Annotated in this window: 15 protein-coding genes; 6 read left to right on the top strand and 9 right to left on the bottom strand. The window is 58.2% G+C overall.

Annotated features, from left to right (window positions below; translation table 11 throughout):
* Positions 1 to 58: 58 nt before the first annotated feature.
* From AT6N2_RS18440 to AT6N2_RS18425, 4 genes are all read left to right on the top strand, one after another.
* Positions 59 to 2,029 (top strand): 3-hydroxyacyl-CoA dehydrogenase NAD-binding domain-containing protein, encoded by a 1,971-nt coding sequence (locus AT6N2_RS18440; RefSeq protein WP_209090652.1) that lies wholly within the window; start codon positions 59 to 61, stop codon positions 2,027 to 2,029.
* Between the two features lie 87 nt (positions 2,030 to 2,116).
* A complete protein-coding gene (locus AT6N2_RS18435; protein WP_209090650.1) occupies positions 2,117 to 3,454 on the top strand; it encodes an MmgE/PrpD family protein in 1,338 nt (445 codons plus the stop codon).
* A 138-nt stretch (positions 3,455 to 3,592) separates the two neighbouring features.
* On the top strand, positions 3,593 to 4,393 hold the full coding sequence (locus AT6N2_RS18430) for an enoyl-CoA hydratase/isomerase family protein (RefSeq protein WP_209090648.1): 801 nt from the start codon (positions 3,593 to 3,595) through the stop codon (positions 4,391 to 4,393).
* Between the two features lie 11 nt (positions 4,394 to 4,404).
* Positions 4,405 to 6,474: an acetate--CoA ligase family protein gene (locus AT6N2_RS18425; protein WP_209090647.1), complete on the top strand. Its 2,070-nt coding sequence runs from the start codon at positions 4,405 to 4,407 to the stop codon at positions 6,472 to 6,474.
* Between the two features lie 76 nt (positions 6,475 to 6,550).
* Here AT6N2_RS18425 and gcvA read toward each other — a convergent pair whose 3' ends face one another.
* Positions 6,551 to 7,456, bottom strand: a complete 906-nt coding sequence (gene gcvA, locus AT6N2_RS18420) for a transcriptional regulator GcvA (RefSeq protein ID WP_144579099.1) — start codon at positions 7,454 to 7,456, stop codon at positions 6,551 to 6,553.
* 539 nt (positions 7,457 to 7,995) lie between these two features.
* Between gcvA and pcaF the strand changes: the two genes are divergently transcribed.
* Positions 7,996 to 9,243, top strand: a complete 1,248-nt coding sequence (gene pcaF / locus AT6N2_RS18415; RefSeq protein ID WP_209090646.1) for a 3-oxoadipyl-CoA thiolase — start codon at positions 7,996 to 7,998, stop codon at positions 9,241 to 9,243.
* A 32-nt stretch (positions 9,244 to 9,275) separates the two neighbouring features.
* Here the strand turns inward: pcaF and AT6N2_RS18410 are convergent, their stop codons facing one another.
* From AT6N2_RS18410 to AT6N2_RS18385, 6 genes are all read right to left on the bottom strand, one after another.
* Complete coding sequence (locus AT6N2_RS18410) at positions 9,276 to 10,349, bottom strand: ornithine cyclodeaminase (RefSeq protein WP_209090645.1); 1,074 nt, start codon at positions 10,347 to 10,349, stop codon at positions 9,276 to 9,278.
* A gap of 68 nt (positions 10,350 to 10,417) precedes the next feature.
* Positions 10,418 to 12,112 (bottom strand): M20/M25/M40 family metallo-hydrolase, encoded by a 1,695-nt coding sequence (locus AT6N2_RS18405; protein ID WP_209090644.1) that lies wholly within the window; start codon positions 12,110 to 12,112, stop codon positions 10,418 to 10,420.
* A 15-nt stretch (positions 12,113 to 12,127) separates the two neighbouring features.
* The gene (locus AT6N2_RS18400) at positions 12,128 to 12,892 is read right to left on the bottom strand and encodes an amino acid ABC transporter ATP-binding protein (RefSeq protein WP_144579095.1); all 765 of its coding nucleotides are present in this window, start codon (positions 12,890 to 12,892) and stop codon (positions 12,128 to 12,130) included.
* Complete coding sequence (locus tag AT6N2_RS18395; protein WP_209090643.1) at positions 12,889 to 13,545, bottom strand: amino acid ABC transporter permease; 657 nt, start codon at positions 13,543 to 13,545, stop codon at positions 12,889 to 12,891. The genes AT6N2_RS18400 and AT6N2_RS18395 overlap by 4 nt, the downstream gene beginning before the upstream one ends.
* Entirely contained in the window at positions 13,542 to 14,204 is a 663-nt protein-coding gene (locus AT6N2_RS18390; protein ID WP_209090642.1) for an amino acid ABC transporter permease, read from the bottom strand. The genes AT6N2_RS18395 and AT6N2_RS18390 overlap by 4 nt, the downstream gene beginning before the upstream one ends.
* Positions 14,205 to 14,367: 163 nt before the next feature.
* A complete protein-coding gene (locus AT6N2_RS18385) occupies positions 14,368 to 15,141 on the bottom strand; it encodes a transporter substrate-binding domain-containing protein (protein WP_144579092.1) in 774 nt (257 codons plus the stop codon).
* Between the two features lie 243 nt (positions 15,142 to 15,384).
* Here AT6N2_RS18385 and AT6N2_RS18380 point away from each other — a divergent pair, with 243 nt between their 5' ends.
* Positions 15,385 to 15,798, top strand: coding sequence for an Lrp/AsnC family transcriptional regulator (locus AT6N2_RS18380; RefSeq protein WP_060726746.1), 414 nt, complete (start codon positions 15,385 to 15,387; stop codon positions 15,796 to 15,798).
* A gap of 244 nt (positions 15,799 to 16,042) precedes the next feature.
* On the opposite strand, the gene AT6N2_RS18375 is transcribed toward AT6N2_RS18380, so the two are convergent.
* Positions 16,043 to 16,885 (bottom strand): Pnap_2097 family protein, encoded by an 843-nt coding sequence (locus AT6N2_RS18375; protein WP_233282535.1) that lies wholly within the window; start codon positions 16,883 to 16,885, stop codon positions 16,043 to 16,045.
* Positions 16,882 to 18,138 (bottom strand): MSMEG_0569 family flavin-dependent oxidoreductase, encoded by a 1,257-nt coding sequence (locus tag AT6N2_RS18370; RefSeq protein WP_209090640.1) that lies wholly within the window; start codon positions 18,136 to 18,138, stop codon positions 16,882 to 16,884. The genes AT6N2_RS18375 and AT6N2_RS18370 overlap by 4 nt, the downstream gene beginning before the upstream one ends.
* Positions 18,139 to 18,147 lie beyond the last annotated feature (9 nt).

Below are 18,147 nucleotides of genomic sequence, written 5' to 3'. Positions count from 1 at the left end.
TTATTCCTCTCGACGAACCGTAATGGCAACAGAGAGGCTGATGACAGGAGGCCCGAAATTGGCGTTGGTAGATTTCGAAGTTCAGGATCGTGTCGCGATTGTCACCATCGACAGTCCGCCGGTGAACGCACTCAGCCAACAGGTCCGGCAGGAACTGCTGGCTGTTACAGACGCAATCGCCGCCGATCGAGACGTGGACGCGGTCGTTCTTGCCTGTGCAGGCAGGACGTTTGTTGCCGGGGCTGATATCAACGAACTCGGAAACCCCCAGCGGCCCTATTTGCCGGACGTGCTGCAAAAGATCGATGGATCGTCCAAGCCATGGGTGGCGGCGCTGCATGGGACGGTCCTGGGCGGCGGTCTGGAACTTGCCATCGCGTGTGCTGGCCGCGTGGCGCTCGCAGGTACAAAACTGGGTCTTCCTGAAGTCATCCTCGGTATCATTCCCGGTTCGGGCGGAACGGTCAGGCTTCCTCGCCTGATACCGTTGGAAAAAGCGATCAACCTCGTCACGTCCGGCAAACCGATGGCGGCGGCGGCGGCGCTTGTTTCCGGCCTCATTGATCGGCTCGTTGATCGCGATCTTGTGGAGGAGGCGGTGCAATATGCGCGCGCGCTTCTGGAGAAGCCGGTACAGCCTTTGCTTCAGCGCGAGGTTAAGAATGCTCACGCCATCGGCTGGGCAGCCATGCAACGTTCCGTCCAACAAAAAGCGCGAGGCGCCATCGCGCCGCTCGAAGCTCTCGAGGCGCTGAAAGATGCTGCAACATTCGATGCCGACATCGCGCTCGACAGGGAAAGGCAACGCTTCCTGCGGCTTGCGGTTTCGGACGAATCCCGGGCCTTGAAGCACATCTTCTTTGCCGAGCGCAGTGCAGGACAAAGTCTCAAGACACCCGATGCTGATCCGGTCGATTTATCGCGTGTCGGCGTCATCGGCGGCGGAACGATGGGCGCGGGGATTGCCACTGCACTTCTGCTCGCTGGATCGTCAGTCACGTTGGTTGAGCAAACTTCCGAGGCCGCACAGAAGGCGCGGGAACGGGTGAGCGCGACGCTCCAACAGAGCGCGGAGCGAAAAGTCATAACTGCCGAAAGCGCGGGAGAGGCGCTGCAGCGTTTGATCGCTTTGGCCGATTACGACGCTTTAAAGGAATGCTCGCTGGTCATTGAGGCGGTGTTCGAGGATATGGCGGTCAAGCGCGAGGTCTTCTCCAAGCTCGACGCCATCATGCCGCACGCCGCGATTTTGGCCACCAACACATCCTATCTGGACGTGGACGCGCTGGCCGCGTCGACGAAGCACCCCGAGCGTATTCTCGGCCTGCACTTCTTTTCCCCCGCTCATATCATGAAACTGCTTGAGATCGTGCGTGGTGCCAAAACCGGGCCGGTAGCCTTGGCAACGGCTCATGCGCTGGCGAAGCGATTGCGCAAGATTCCCATCGTCTCGGGCGTGTGCGACGGGTTTATCGGGAACAGGATCATGGCTGCCTATCGGCGCGACTGCGAGTTCATGCTGGAGGAAGGAGCCACACCTTCGCAGATCGACGCCGCAATGCGCAACTTCGGTTTCGCCATGGGCATTTTCGAGGTCCAGGATATGAGCGGCCTCGATATCGCCTGGGCACAACGCAAGGCAAAGGCGTCGTCGCAGGCAAGCGGCCAGCGCGTGGCGCACATTGCCGACAGGCTTTGCGAAGCGGGTCGCTTTGGCAGGAAAACCGGCAAAGGATGGTACGATTATTCGTCCGGCAAGCCTGTTGTGGATGACGAGGTGATGGGCATTATTCTCGATGAAAGCAAACGGGGCGGTTTCACCCGTCATTCCTTCACCGAAGCGGACATCATGGACCGGATTATCAAGACGATACAGCAAGAGGGGATGGCAGTGCTGGGCGAAGGCATTGCCGACAATGCCGACGACATCGATGTCGTGATGATCAACGGTTACGGCTTTCCCCGTCATCGGGGAGGGCCGATGCACATGATGAGCGTTGAGACACGTCACGTCCGAACGGTCGCCTGAACGCAGACGTTACCGCGAGCGAATTAAACGCGTCCGTGACGGCTGGTCTTAGTGACTGATAGGTGGCAATGGCGTCGAGAGAGTTACATGGACAATCCTTTAGTTTCCTTATCACGACAGGCGGAGCACTGGCGTTTTCAGCAGCTGACTCCGGGGCTTGAGGTCGCGGCGCGTCGGGCGATCCTCGATTGGTTCGCAACGACGCTTCCCGGTGCCAAGGAAGAACCATCGCTTGCTCTGCTTCAAGCCGTGCAGTTCGAGGAGTTTCCTAGACGATCGGTGTGTTACGCGGACGGAAAGATGCGTTCTCCAAGGGCCGCCGCATTGCTGAACGCGACGGCAAGTCATATCGTGGAGTTCGACGATATTTTCAAAGACGGCGGCTATCACCCAGGAAGTCCGACGATTGCCGCGGCTTTGGCGCTCGCCCAGCATCTGGGCCGTCCCCTGAACGACCTTCATCGGGCGATCATCGGTGGATATGAGGTTGGGTGTCGGATTTCGCTCGCGGTCCAGCCGAGCCACTACGCCTTCTGGCATACCACAGCGACGATCGGCACCATGGGTGCCGCAACAGCCTGCGCCATGCTTCTTGGATGTGACGCCGAGAAAATCGCACACGCGATCTCTCTTGCGAGCAGTTTCGCCGGAGGGCACCAGCAGAACCTGAAGAACGGCGGCATGGCCAAAGCCCTGCACGCGGGGCACGCCGCCGAAGCTGGAATGCTTGCGGCATTTTCTGCCGCCAGCGGCATGACCGGATCGCCGGACGCATTGCATGGGGAAACCGGCTACGCCGCCGCCACAAGTGCGTCTACGGGCGACTGGGCCTCTGCATTAAAGGGCTTGGGAGAGTGGGCGCCCATCGAACACATGACGATCAAAAATCACGGCTGCTGTGGCCATATTTTCCCGGCTCTCGACGGTCTTCGTCTGATGCGCCAACGTCACGGCTTCACGTCGTCTGACGTGAAGGCGATCCGCATTGATGGATATGGTGCGACCAAGACCATGTGTGATCGTCCGGCTCCTCAAACCGCGGCAGATGCCCGTTTTAGCGCGCAGTACTGCATTGCCGCCGACATGGTGTTGGGAGGCGTCCGGTTGAGTGCTTTCAAGGACGAGGCGCTCAAAAATGCGGATATTCGACAGCTGATGGATAAAGTTGCCGTCGGTATGGATCCCGTACTCGCCGGTCTCTACCCGAAACAACGCATGGCGAAACTGACCGTGCATCTGAACGACGGTCGTCGCGTGGAGCATCTTCAGGAGACAAGGAAAGGTGACCCGGAAGATCCCTTGAGCCTGGAAGAGCTGGTCCAGAAGTTCGATGAACTGACAGGTGCAGTGCTGAACGCCACTCAAATTGCAGCACTTAGAAACAGAATTTTGACCGAAACAGAGCTGCCGCAGCAGGCCTGTTGAATTGCCCAACCTAATGTTGGTCAAGGCTGACGTGATCCTCGGTTGCGACATTCCGGTCTGTCTCACTATTCATGGAGAATGCCAAAGCGGCGCGGAGGAGTGCAGCCGTTCGCATCACCAAATTCGAGGAACATCACGATGAACATTGCCAATCGCCAAGCCGAGTTCGTGCTGGTAAGCGAGAAAAACGGTATCGCGACGATTACGCTGAACCGGCCGGATGTCCGTAATGCCATCAACGACCAGATGCGTGCCGAACTGATTGCAGCGTTCGAAGCGGCAGGTGCCGACAAGACAGTGCGTGGAATCATCCTGACAGGTGCGGGTAAAGGCTTCTGCTCGGGAGGCGACGTTGCCGGTATGCGCGCCAGACTTGATGCACCGTCGGCAGAGGTGGCGTTTAACGGCTGGACGCGCCAGCAAAGCACCCACCGTGGCGTTGCCGTGATTCACGGCATTTCGAAACCCGTCATTGCGGCTGTCAACGGTGCCGCCTTTGGCCTCGGACTGGACATGGCCCTGGCCTGCGATTTCATCGTTGCGTCGGAAGGCGCAAAGCTCTCAATGAGCTTCATCAAGCGCGGCCTCGTTTCCGATGGCGGCGGCATGTACTTCCTCCCGCGCCGTGTCGGCCTTGTCAAAGCCAAGGAGCTGATCCTGACGGCCCAGGTTCTCGAGGCCGAGGAAGCCCTGAAGATCGGCATGGTGGACCGGGTGGTTTCTCCGGACATACTGATGGACAACGTCCAGGCCTGGGCTGAAGAATTGTGCATCGGCTCGCCCGCCGCCATCGCCTTGACGAAGTCGATCCTCGACAAGACGTTTGAAAGCACCGATGAGCAGGTTTTTGCCTTGGGTCGCGAAGCGCAGGCGATCTGCTACACCACGGCCGAGCACCGCAAGTCCGTCGAGGACTTCCTCAACAAGTCGTCGAAGTGAGGTGTGGTGATATGAATATCGTCAGGACAATTCTTAACCCGCAAAGCGTCGTCGTCGTCGGTGCGTCCAATGATCCGGCAAAGCTGACCGGGAGACCCGTAGCTTACCTGCAACGGCATGGCTTTGCAGGCGACATTTACCCGATCAACCCACGTTACGACACCATTGCCGGCCTCAAGTCGTATGCCGATCCGCGCGAGCTTCCCGCTGCTCCGGACCTCGGATTGGTTCTCGTTGGCGCAGACCGCGTTATCGATTCCGTTCGCCAGTTGGCGCAGGCGGGCACGAAAGCCGCCGTCGTCCTGGCGTCGGGATTTGGCGAGAGCGGCGAAGATGGCCGGGCGCGTCAACAGCAGCTTCTGGAAGCCGCGGGTAACATGCGCATCCTCGGGCCCAACACCATCGGCCTGGTCAACCTGACCGACAAGATCATGCTTACGGCCTCCGGCGCGATGGAGATGGACGATTTTCCGACGGGCTCGATCGCGCTGCTGTCTCAAAGCGGCGGGATCATGGGATCGCTTCTTTCGCGTGCTGCGGGCCGAGGCATCGGTTTTTCCAAACTCGTGGCGACGGGCAACGAGTGCGACCTTGAAGTATCGGATTTTCTCGATGCCTTTGCCGAGGACGACGCCACGTCCGTCGTCGCGCTGTACCTTGAAACGATCCGTAACGCCGCCAAATTCAGGGCAGCTGCAAAACGTGTCATCGACGCGGGAAAAAGCATTGTTGTCTACAAGGTCGGCAAATCCGAATCCGGCGCAAATTCTGCCGTCTCCCATACCGGCGCCTTGGCCGGCGCCGATGAGGTTTACGATGCCCTGTTCAGCCAGCTTGGCATCATCAGGGCCCAAACCTTCGCAGACCTTCTCGACATTCCAGCGATCCTGGCGTCGGGTCGCAAACTGGCGGGCAAGCGGGTTGCCATCGTGACGTCAACTGGCGGCGCGGCGACGATCGTTGCCGATAATGTCGGCTATCTCGGCCTTGATATGCCGAGCCCCGACAAAGACACTGCCGAAAAACTTCTGGCCTTGGAGCTGAAGGAGGCGGTTCTGGATCGCAACCCGATCGACGTCACGCTTGCGGGCCTGCGACCGGATCTCTTCCGGTCGATCCTCAAGATACTGGCGGAAAGCTCGAGCTTCGATGCCATTGTCGTTGTGATCGGTTCGTCTTCGATCGGTCAACCGGATGTCGTGGCGCGACCTCTGCTGGAGTCCATGGCAATGACAGATAAGCCACTTATCGCTTACGTCAGCCCCGAGGCCCCGGGCATCGTTCGTCATCTCAACACCAGCGGAGTGCCAGCATTCGCAGCGCCTGAAAGTTGTGCGTCTGCGCTTACCGCCTTGTTGAAGGTGGGCAAATCCGACGGCGTGGAAGCTCGCAAACATCAGGAGATCGACTGCTCGGACATCGTGGCCGGTTCTATGAACGAGGCCGACGCCAAGTCGCTTTACGCACGTTTCGGCGTTCCCGTCACCAAGGAAGTCGCCGTTGCGACGGCTGAAGAAGCGGCGGAAGCTGCCAAGGGTTTCGGCGGTCCCGTAGTCATCAAGATATTGTCGGACGAGATCCTGCATAAATCAGAGGTCGGCGGCGTTGTGGTCGGCGTTGCGCCAGATCAGGTTTCGAAGGTCTGCAACGATATGCTGGCGCGGGTGCGTTTAGCCACGGACGCGCACATCGATGGCTTTTTGGTCCAGGAATATATCACCGGCGGCGTCGAGCTTATCCTTGGCTTCAACCGCGATCCTCAGCTTGGGCCCTATATCCTGCTCGGTGCAGGCGGCGTCACGACGGAGCTTTATCAGGACGTGTCCCTGCGACTGTTGCCGATCGACAGGAAGCAGGCGGTATCGATGATCGACAGCCTCAAATGCGCGCCGCTTCTCAAAGGTTTCCGTGGCAAGCCGCTGGCTGATACTGATGGTCTGGTCTCGACCATCCTGTCGTTCGCCGATATGGCGCATTCTCTGGATGGCCGCCTTGTCGAGGCCGAAATCAACCCCGTTTTCGTGCTTCCTGAAGGTCAGGGCGTCAGGGCCGGAGACGCTCTTGTGGTCATCGGCGAATAGCTGGTGCGCAAATCCCGACATTGGAAAAGCGCCGGCGCAAACGTCGGCGCTTTTTGCGTTGTGCGCGCTTGTTCGGCTACGATGATCGCAGGCGGGCCGAATCTTCTTCCATCTGTTTTCGAACCCAGTTCAAAAACTGCATGAGTGGCTGAGACGGACGCTTGTCTTTCGGCCACGTGAGGTAATAGCCATCGCCCGTTCGGCATGTTTGCTCGAAAGGGGCGACGAGAACGCCGCTGCGAAGATGCCGCTCAACGAAAACACGTACGGCAATGGCCACACCGACGTCTACCGAGGCAGCCTCATATGCCAGAGCGGAATTTTCGAACTTCACGCCCTGATGCGAAACGATATCGCAGTTCACGCTCTCGGCCCAGGCGCTCCAATCGTGCGGGCGCGCCATCGAATACAGAAGCCGGACATTGGAAAGGTCGCTGGGCTGCTTAAGCGGGAACTCTTCCAGGAAGGATGGCGAGCAAACCGGTATCAGCTCTACATCGACAAGACGTTCGGCATGCAATTCGGGCCACTCTCCATTGCCAGAGCGAATGGCTGCATCGAGGTTCTGGGTATCGAAATTTGCTGCGGTGGCGGAGGACGACAACCGCACCTCGACACGTGGATGGGCCGTATGAAAGGCCACCAGCCTCGGGATCAGCCACCTCTGCGCAAAGGTGGTATAGGCCTGCACTGCCAGTATATCCCGTCTACCCCGTCTTGAGACGCGCCTTGCGGCATTTCCGATCTGCTGGAACGCTTCGGTAATCCCATGATAGAGTTCCTGTCCTTCTCGCGTCAGCACCAGACCCCTGTGCAAGCGGTTGAAAAGGGCGACACCCAGATAATCCTCAAGCGCCTTGACCTGTCGGCTGACCGCGACCTGCGAAACGTTCAATTCGTCCGCAGCCAGGGTGAAGCTGTTGAGCCTTGCTGCGATTTCGAAGGTACGCAATGGATTGAGAGGGGGCATAGGATTAGACATGGCGGCGCATATACCTGACTTCGATATCGACTGTTCAAAGGGCTAATCTTGCCAATTCCTCGTACGATACCACACGGGTTTCCAACGGATAAGCGATGTCGCGAAGCGATAACAACATCTCTGTCAAATGTCGCGCGAAAAGACCGCCAGCCGTTGATCCCAATTCAAGCCGTAGGCTTCAGCAGCCCGACGTCGTGAAGTCTGATTTTCTGCCGATCTGGAAGCGGTACGAATATTCTTGGATCGGCGCTCCTGACTTGGCAACCTTCCCACGTGACCGCCAAGAATGCGCTGAACGACGGGGAAAACTCGCCGGGCAGAGGTGACCCGGGATCATGTCCCCGATACATGCCGAATAACGCATGCGGGTGGTTCTCGCTTGTCGAAGGCAGCGGATTGCCCAAGTTTCTCTGCTCGTGTGGATGACTTCTTGTCAGTTGTTGCCCCAGATCAGGTGTCTTACGGATGGCTCGGCTATGGCGATTATCACTTTTGTCGGCCGCTGGGAGGCGCCGACACCGGAAGCTGGAGGAGCATCAATGATTGACGTGTATATCTGCGATTACATCCGCACGCCCATTGGCCGTTACGGCGGCGCACTCTCCTCGATCCGCGCGGATGATCTGGGCGCCGTTCCTTTGATGGCCCTGAAGGAGCGAAACCCGAATGTGGATTGGGACGCGGTCGATGATGTGATCTTCGGCTGCGCGAACCAGGCCGGAGAGGACAACAGGAACGTCGCGCGCATGTCGCTTCTTCTGGCGGGATTGCCCGTTTCCGTCACAGGCACGACGATCAATCGTCTCTGCGGCTCCGGTATGGATGCCGTGATCACCGCGACGCGCGCCATCAGGGCGGGCGAAGCGGATTTGATGATCGCAGGCGGTGTGGAAAGCATGAGCCGCGCGCCATTCGTCGTGCCGAAGGCTGAGACCGCCTTTTCCCGCAATGCCGAAATCTACGATACCACCATTGGCTGGCGCTTCGTGAACCCGCAGATGAAGTCTCTTTATGGCGTGGATTCCATGCCGGAGACGGGAGACAATGTCGCGCTCGACTACAAGGTCTCGCGGCAGGATCAGGATGCCTTTGCGTTGCGAAGCCAAGACAAGGCTGCCCGCGCACAAGCCAATGGAAGACTTGCGAAAGAGATCACGCCTGTCAGCATCCCGCAGAAAAAGGGCGATGCTATATTGGTGGAGAAAGACGAGCATCCACGCGCAACGAGCCTCGACGTTTTGGCCAAGCTGAAACCGGTCAATCGCATGGAAGGCGCATCGGTGACCGCGGGTAACGCATCCGGTGTCAACGATGGCGCGGCGGCGCTGATCATCGCGTCCGAAGCCGCTGCCGCAAAATACGGCCTAAAACCCTTGGCCCGCATCGTCGGCGGCGCAACGGCGGGAGTTCCCCCGAGGGTCATGGGCATCGGTCCTGCACCGGCCTCGCAAAAACTGCTGGACCGTCTCGGTTGGAAGCAGGAGACGCTCGACATCATCGAACTCAACGAGGCCTTCGCCTCTCAGGGCCTTGCCACCCTGCGTCAACTGGGCCTGGCAGATGACGATCCGCGCGCCAACATCAATGGCGGCGCGATTGCTCTTGGCCATCCGCTTGGCATGTCGGGCGCCCGCATCGCCGGAACGGCAGCACTGGAGCTATCGCTTTCCGGCAAGGAGAGAGCCCTGGCGACGATGTGTATCGGCGTTGGCCAGGGTATTGCGATCGCGCTGGAAAAGCCTGACGTAGAAGAAGGCGGGTTCTCGAGCTTTTATGACGGGCGATAAGCGGATTTCACATCGTGCCCTTGCCTGGTCCCTTATCCTATGCCGACGGTCGCTTTGTAGGCTGCATCGCTCCGCAACAGCATGCCGTAGAGGTCGCGCGGCTCGTCAGGGTCTGCGAGCAGGTCGAGATCGATGAAGAGCCCGGTCTCTTCAAGCTTGCTTCGGACATAGCGAAGCGCGGAAAAGTCTTCGATGGCGAAGCCCACGCTGTCGAAGAGGGTGATTGCTCTTTCGGATTCCCGACCGTCCCGTCTTCCGGAAATGACTTCCCAAAGCTCCTTGACCGGATAATCGGCGTCCAATTGCTGGATTTCGCCTTCGATGCGCGTTTGCGGAGGGTATTCGACGAAGATATCGGAGCGCAGCAGAATGTCTTTGTGAAGTTCCGTCTTGCCGGGGCAATCGCCGCCGACGGCATTGATATGCACCCCCGGTCCAACCATGTTGTCCGAAAGGATGGTCGCATATTGTTTGTCTGCCGTGACGGTGGTGATGATGTCGGCGCCTTCCACCGCCTCCTGGGCTGACGAGCACGTTTTGATGTTGAAACCTTTGTCGGCGAGATTTCTCGCGCAGCGTTCTGAAGCCAACGGATCTATGTCGTAGAGCCTGAGATCGGTCACCCCGACGATCGCTTTGAACGAAAGCGCCTGAAATTCGCTTTGAGCACCGTTGCCGATGATTGCCATCGTCCTGGAATTTGCGCGGGCAAGATGCCTGGCAGCGACTGCCGACATTGCTGCCGTGCGCAAGGCGGTCAGGATCGTCATTTCCGACAGCAGCATGGGATACCCGTTGTCGACATTCGATAGGACGCCAAAGGCCGTGACCGTCTGGCGACCATCCTTCGTGTTCTTCGGGTGTCCGTTGACGTACTTGAACCCATAAAGCGTCCCATCGCTCGTCGGCATCAGCTCAATGACGCCCTCGTCGGAATGCGAAGCGACCCGCGGTGTCTTGTCGAACTGCTCCCAACGGCGGAAATCTTCCTCGATCACAGCAGCAAGCTCGGTCAAGAAAGTTTCGACGCCGATCTTCAGCACGAGCTTCATCATGTGATCGACGCTGACGAACGGGACGGTGTTCAGATTGGTGTGAGCAGTCATCGCGGCTTGTTCCTTTTTTGGGTTTCGGTCGTGGGGAGCGTGCGCCAAAGCTTCGTTTCCGCAGCAGATCATCGATCGCTATCGGTGGAGGCAAGGAACATGTTCGCGATATCGGCAACGAGGCCGGGCAGTACGCCGAACGCATAGGGCTCGTGGACACGTTCGAATTTCTGATGAAATTCACGCCCCCAGGGGCCAAGATTGACCGTGGGAAACCGCAACGCATTCTCCGGGGCCTGATCGACCAAGCGTAAAATCGGCGTATTGTTCGAAACCACCGCGCTTGCGCTGCTTGCCATCCCAAGGAAGCTCATATCGGAGATGCCCTGGAAATGCGGTTTCCAGACCAGACCGCGCTGCGGATCGTTGCCAAGACGCGAGCGCGCCTTCTCGATGGCGTGATGCAGATTACGATCTTCCTGTTCATCAAGGCGCAGATGGCTCGATGGATAGTGCAGCCCGGAAAAGCCGATGATCACCGCCGGTCCGGAAACGCGTGCAATGCCGATCAGCCATTCCGTCAGCAGGCGGCTGAGAACGAGGGGATTGTCGATATGGTGGTATTCCTGCTCCTTCGTCCTGTAAAGCGCCTCAAAACCATCACCTATGGCATCGGCCGCCAGTTTTCGGAGCTCATGGAAAGTGAAAAGCCGAGGCTTTGCTGGCGTTGCGCCAGCACTACGCCCGACCAAACGGCCGTATTCTGAAGACTGCGCAGTGAACTGGTCGACAGCGTTGGTGGCGCCGTTTAAAACCTCTTCGCGAAAGCGGTCGAAGAGATCATCCGCGCTCATGGAATGATAGAGCCAGTTAAAGGCGATCCAGAATCTCTCGGGCGTCGTCACCTCATAGCCATCGCGAAGATCTTTGGCTTCAAGGCAGATCGGCGGGGGAGATATGTCGTTTTCATCTCTGTCCGCCAAAGCCGCATTGCCTTCCAGCCGCGCGAGAATTCCCGCTGCCATGGCCTGGGCGCTGACACCTTCAAACGGATAGCTGGCGTGAGAGCTCAAGCCGATCACCAGCGCGAAGGGCAGGAGCTTGCCGATCGTCCCTGCATAAACTGCGCGCCCTTCGCGGCCATCTCCCTGATCGGAGGTCACGTCGAGGTTAATGCCGGCGACGACATCGATATCAAGGTCTTTCGCCAGTTGCGGAAGTGCATTGCGGAAAGACCGCATGCCCCGGCTTTCCCGCTCCTCATCAGGCGTGGCGACCAGCATCAGGTTGCCCTCGCGGGCAGGGTCGGATGTGAACTGTTCGAGGACGGCGATCGCGACGGCAATACCGCTTTTCATGTCAAGCAGTCCGCGGCCGGGAAGGAACTCGCCGCTCACCAGATCCTGCAGTGCGCGCTCTTCCTGTTCCGAGCGGTGCTCTCGTCCTGAGAGCATCTCGATTAGGGCGTCCTTGAGGGCAGGCGCCTCGCAGGCCAGCGGTTTGAGTTCATGATAGTTGTCGGTGGCGACCGTATCGTAATGTCCGGCAAGCGCCAGCGTACGCCTGCCTTTTCCACGCACGAGTGCGACGACATTGTAAGTGAGCGGCTCTCCGTGGCTTTCGACGAGCCTGAGATCTTCCGGATGTTTCTGAAAATATGGAAATTCGCTCAAAAGCCCATGAAGCCGACCAGCGAAGGATGCCTCTCCGGGAGTTCCCGTTTCGCTGGGCCAGGAGGTGATGCGCAGGGCGAACTCGCGGACGCGGTTGCTGTCGATCTTGCTGCCGCCATCGGCCTCAATCTTTTCGTGCACCTTGGTCATTATAGCTTTCCGTTCTTAGTTCGAGAGATGCTTGCGCAGAAATGCGCGGGTGCGCTCTTCGGTCGGGTTCGAAAGAACACGGGAGGGTTCGCCCTGCTCGACGACGACACCGCCATCCATGAACATGACGTGGTCGGAGACCTCCGCCGCAAAACGCATCTCATGCGTGACGATGAGCATTGTCATGTGCTCTGCCGCAAGCTGCTTCATGACGAGGTTGACCTCATCGACGAGTTCCGGGTCGAGCGCCGAGGTTGCCTCGTCGAAGAGCATGACCTTCGGCTGCATGGCGAGCGCGCGTGCGATCGCCACACGCTGCTTCTGCCCGCCTGACAGCCGGGCTGGATAGGCTTGACCTTTATCTGCAAGGCCGACCTTGGCCAGCAGCGCGTTTGCCCGGTCCAGTGCTTGCGACTTGGACAGACCCTTAAGACGCATGGGACCGATCATGATGTTTTGCAGTACCGTCAGATGCGGGAAAAGATTGAACTGCTGAAACACCATGCCCATTTCCTGCCGAATCTGATTGATGTGCTTTTCGAAAGCGCGACCTTTCAGTGGACGGTTGACCTGCTGGCCATCGAGCCAGATTTCGCCGCCCGATGTCTCCTCAAGCATGTTGATCGACCGCAGAAGCGTGCTCTTGCCGGAGCCGCTTGGACCGATGATGGAGACGATCTTTCCTCGCTCGACGCTGAGGTCTATGCCTTTCAGAACTTCATGGTCGCCGTAGGCCTTGCGAATATTCCGCAACTCTATCATTGGGGTTTGAGACGTCATCGGATCGCTTCCGCTTTACGTGCGGCCAAGCCGAGACAAAATTCCATCGCCAGATTGACGACATAATAGAGCAGGGCCGCGGTGAAATAGAATTCGAAGGGACGGTAGGTCTCGCTGATGGCGCGCTGCGCATTCAACACAAGCTCGGTTATGCCGAGCACAGACAGGACCGCTGTGTCCTTCAGGAGAATGATGCTGTTGTTGCCGACCTGGGGAAGAGCAGTCAGGACCGCCTGTGGGACGATGAAGTGGCGCAGGGTGGCAGTTCTGCCAAAGCCCAGGGACCTTGCCGCTTCCGCCTGTCCAGCATCGACACTTTCGATCGAGGCGCGAAAGATGTCCGCATTATATGCCGCGTAGTGCAAGCTAAGTCCGACAACACCGGTCCAGAAGGCGGGCAACATCACGCCCACCTGCGACAGCCCGTAATAGAGCAGATAGAGTTGCAGCAGGAGCGGCGTTCCCATGAAGAGGAACGTCACGGCACGAATGGGCAGACTGACGATTTTTGGCCCATACAGCGTCGTGATCGCAGTCAGGATGCCGAGGATTACGCTCCAGACCCCCGAAAGGAACGTGATGAGTATCGTCCAGAGAAGACCGGTAAGAAGAAGCTCGGTGTAGGAGGAAACGACGCTGAAATCGAGTGTCATGGGCGTGCCTCCTGACCGGGCCTGAAGGCGTCCTCAATGCTCCGGACGATCAGCGAGATAGCCGCAACGATGGCGATGTAAGCGACGCCCGCTACCGCGAAGACCTCGAAGGGTTTGTATGTGGAGGTGACAAATCGCTGAGCCGCATAAGTCAGCTCGACCACTCCAATAGTCGAGACGAGGGCCGTGCTTTTCGAGAGGATCACGGCGTTAACGCCTAGTGACCGAATCATCAGCGGCGCTGCCTGTGGCAGTACGAAGAGCCGCAACGTGTCGAGGCGACCGAAGCCAAGGGAGCGCGCTGCTTCGGTCTGTCCCTTGTCAACGGCAAGGATCGCACCCTTGATTCCTTCCGACATATAGGCTCCGATGTTCAAGCCCATCGTGAGCACGCCTGCGACAAACGTGGTCAGTTCGAGCCCGAACTGCGGACCGCCAAAATAAACGATGAAGAGCTGCACCAGGAGCGGGGTACCGCGCATGATGCTGACATAGAATGTGGCCAGCAAACGGACGGGCAAAATCTTGGAAAAGCGGCCAGCGGCGAGAACAGTGGCAACGACGAGACCGAGAGCCAGGGAGCAGACGGTCAGCTCGACCGTCACCAGCGCGGCTTCGGCGATAAAGGGCGCTAGGCGCGCAATAAGTTGAAAATCCATGCCGGGCACTCCGGATCGTATTGAGAAGACGTAAGGCATCCGACTGGCGCAGGATGCCCAGAAGGCCAATCTCTACGGGCAAGCTAAGGCGCTCGCTCAAGCGGACTTGCATTATCGAGGAGGAAAGGAATGCCGGAGGGATTTGGCCCTCCGGTCTGCCGGATCAGCGGATATCCTGGCCGATCCACTTCTTCGAGATGGCCTCGTAGGTGCCGTCTTTCATCATATCGTCGAGCGCCTTCTGCATGGCAGCGGCAAGGTCGGGATTGCCCTTTCGGATGGCGATGCCGATATCGTAGCGCGGCATATGGTCATCCTTGACCTGTTCGATCGGGGCGTTGCTCTTGGCGATCGCAACGAAGACGGGAACATCGTCGGCGACGATCGCATCGACGCGGCCTGCATTCACATCCAGAAGCATTTCGGGCAGGCCCTTATAGGTGCGGATATCGAACATGTTCTGTTCGCGCGCCCACTTTTCCGCTGCTTCGCCAAGCGTCACGCCGATCGTCTTACCCTTGAGCGCATCGACCGTCTTAATCTCAGAGCCCGTTTTCACAAAGATCGCGAGACCGGAGCGATAATAGGGGCCGACGAAATCGACCGCCTTCTTCCGCTCATCGGTGATGCTCATGGAGCCGATAATGGTGTCGTAGCGACTGGTAACGAGGCCCGCGATAATGCCGTCCCAGGCGGTCGTGATGATCTGCGGCTCTACCTTGAGGCGCTTCGCGATCTCTGTGCCGATATCGACGTCGAAGCCGACGACCTTATTGCTCTCATCGACAAAGCTGAAGGGAGGAAACGAGCCCGAAAGCGCAACTGATAGTTTTCCGGCTTTTTCTATCTTCTGCAGATCGTCAGCGTGGGCAGCTGCCAGGGGCAGACAAACAGCTGCAGCAACAGCAAGCGCTGCAAGGACTTTGCTAAACTTCATATATTTTATCTCCCAGTTGACGCGAGATCGCTGATCGTCGCGGGGCTTGTGACGCAAATTTCAAGCTTCGATCGCAGAATGCGAGAGGGGCCGATTGACTGTTCCCGTATGACTTCCGACTGCTTCAGCAACGATGGGAGGAGTCGTAAGTGGTTTATGAAGAACAAAAAAGAACGTAAACTGATTGATATCCTCATTTTTTGACGAAATAGTAATAGATATGACGAAATTGGAGGATCTGCTGTGGATGATCTGGACAGGCGGCTGATTGCCGAATTACGCATCAATGGCCGGGCCTCGGTTCCGCAACTTGCACAGCTTCTTGGGGTCGCCAGAGCGACGGCTCAGAAGCGGCTGGACCGGTTGATCGAGGGTGGGCACATCAGAGGATTTACGGTTCGTCTAAAGGACGACATCAGCAAGGATTTGATCAGAGCATTTATCCTGATCACCATCAACGGGCCACCGCGGCCGGCTGTGTCAGCAGTAAAACGGCTCCCCGGCGTCGCTGCCGTTTCCAACACCAACGGCGTGTGGGACGTGATCGCCGAGATCGAGGTTTCCACGATGTCCGAATTGAACGAGTTAATTTCAACGGTTCGTGCGACGGAAGGCGTCTCGAAGAGCGAAACGTTTATCATGCTGGGGCCGGCTTGACGATGGCATCTATTTAGTCTGTAGGGGAGATGATATCTGCCCAAGCGGATGAAACCGCTTCAACATTCTTTTTTGAAATGTAATGGAGGAGGTGCAGGCTTATATCGCAGTTTTGGCCGCTGGGCGGGCTCCTATTGAGGTGTTTCGGTTCAATCCGCATCAAGAGCTAGACTAATGAGGCGGTATCGCGTGAGTTGCCGTAGCCGCATTTGACTCGGCACTCCTTGTTGACAGCGTCGCGCTGTTAAGAGGTTACAGAGCTGTCGCTGCCACAATTAAAGCGTACCCGCATCAACGCCAGCGGTCTGAAGTCTGAATCTTTCAGGAAGACATCATGCCCTGAAGGTAGCTTCTTGAAGCTGATCTCGATCCATTCTCCCGGCTCCGCATTGCCGAGATAAACCACATTCCGCGAGGTGATCATTGCAGGGTGCATCTCCCCTGCTTGAAACAATCCCCGATCTGCCAATGCGCTGTAGCTCGGGAAATAGAGAAGTCCTGCGGCATTGAAGTCTGTCGTCGGGCACGGCAGGACCATCTGGGTTTGTGACATCGCGGAGAGTTTAAGATGGTTGTTGCGAATGTCTCGCGCGGCGGCCGAGGCCGTCTCGGCAACGCGACGAACCGCGAGGGGAGCCTCAGGCGGCATCGCCAAAGCTCGCGGGCTCCTTCGGACGACGGATCGGTTGACGCCGGGTTCAGAGCGTCCCACAAAGGTCGAGACCAAAATCATGCGACCTACTGTATCGCCGCCTGCGGTGATGCGGAGAAGTGACGCCAGACGCCCGTGGCCGACGCGGTAGAGATCGGCGGCGAGTGTCATCTCCCCACCCAGGCGGGGGAGATGGGGTCTTACGAGCTGCAAGCTGGTCGCACGAAAAGCAGCATAGAGTGGCTCGCCCTCTGAGCAAGTGAAAACTGCATCCCGCTGTCCCATGGCGCGCGCGATGAGCCGCCAGTGCAAATCACCGGCACGTCGCTTGAGCCATTGCTCCGAAATGCCGCTGTAGCCCATTTCCGCCATGCCTAGAACGTGGCGTTCGATAAGCTCCGTTCCTTCATGCCTGGCGAGCTGAAAGGTGCTCATGCGGCCAGCCTGTCCTTTTGGAGTGCCACTATTTGTTCGGCGAGATACTGGCTGTCCTCGTCGATGCCAAGAAATCGGCCCGAGCCCCAAGTGTTCAACCAGCCAAGACCTATGAAATAAAGACCCGGTGCATCCGTTACGCCGCGACGGAACACAGGCTTGCCTCGCTGATCCAGGCAGTCGACCTTCAACCACGAATAATCCGGACGGAAACCGATTGCCCAAATGATCGACGTTATGCCTGCCTCCGCGAGATCAACTTCGGTGATTTCTTGAGCGGGACGCCAGACCTTTTCGAAAGGGGGTTCCTCCGGAGCATCGATTGCCTGCGCGGCGATCCAGGCATCGATCTGCTTACGTATACCCAGGTAGCTCCGGTCAGCATCATCGAGGTTCTTCTCAAGGTCGGGCAGGAACGTCATCGTTGTGCCGGAGCCGCCCGCGACAGATCCGTATAGCCGCACGCCCTCCAGGGCGTATTTGCGCAGATCGATCTCCTTGCCGCCGTCGCGCCCGGACATGTAATGGTTCGTCTGGGTGAGCGCTTTTACAGGATCGGGATGGCTATCGATCGTGACGGCATAGGTTCCTGCATCGTAAAGCCAATCTGTCGCGTCGCGCCCACGATATTTGCGCGGGCTGCGCGGGGCCGGCCCTACGGCAAGATGCACCGGACGACCTTCCAGATGGAAGTCGTCCATGATCTGCACGCCAGATTGCCCTGTGCCTACAATCAAGGTTCCGCCATCTGGCAGTTGCGACGGACGCCGGTAATCGCGCGAGTGCATCTGTAGGATAGAGGCGTCCAGATCTGCCGCGTAGGACGGCACGATTGGATTGTCATACCCGCCTGTCGCAACCACAACCTGATCTGCAGTCAAGGTGCCAGAGCTGGTCTCGATCCAGTATCCGCCGCCTTCGCGAGGGGAGACATGCGTGACGTCCACCCCTTCACGGACCGGCGGGTTGAAGCTTTCTGCAAAGCCATCCAGATAGTCTACGATCTCTTGCCTGAGCATGAAACCATCGGGATCCGCGCCTTTATAGTGCCAGCCAGGCAGGCGGCATTGCCAATTCGGTGTGACCAGACAGAAACTGTCCCAGCGATTGTTGCGCCAGCTTTCGAACTTCCGGTGGCGCTCGAGAACGATGTGTTCGATTCCTTCCTTCATCAGATACCAACTGACCGAAAGGCCAGCCTGGCCGCCCCCGATGATGAGAACTGGTACGTGCGGTACGATGGTGTCGGTCATAACGAACCC

Origin of the sequence: Agrobacterium tumefaciens (assembly GCF_017726655.1) — a bacterium.
Lineage (GTDB): Bacteria > Pseudomonadota > Alphaproteobacteria > Rhizobiales > Rhizobiaceae > Agrobacterium > Agrobacterium tumefaciens_B.
This window is presented reverse-complemented; position numbering and strand designations above follow the sequence as displayed.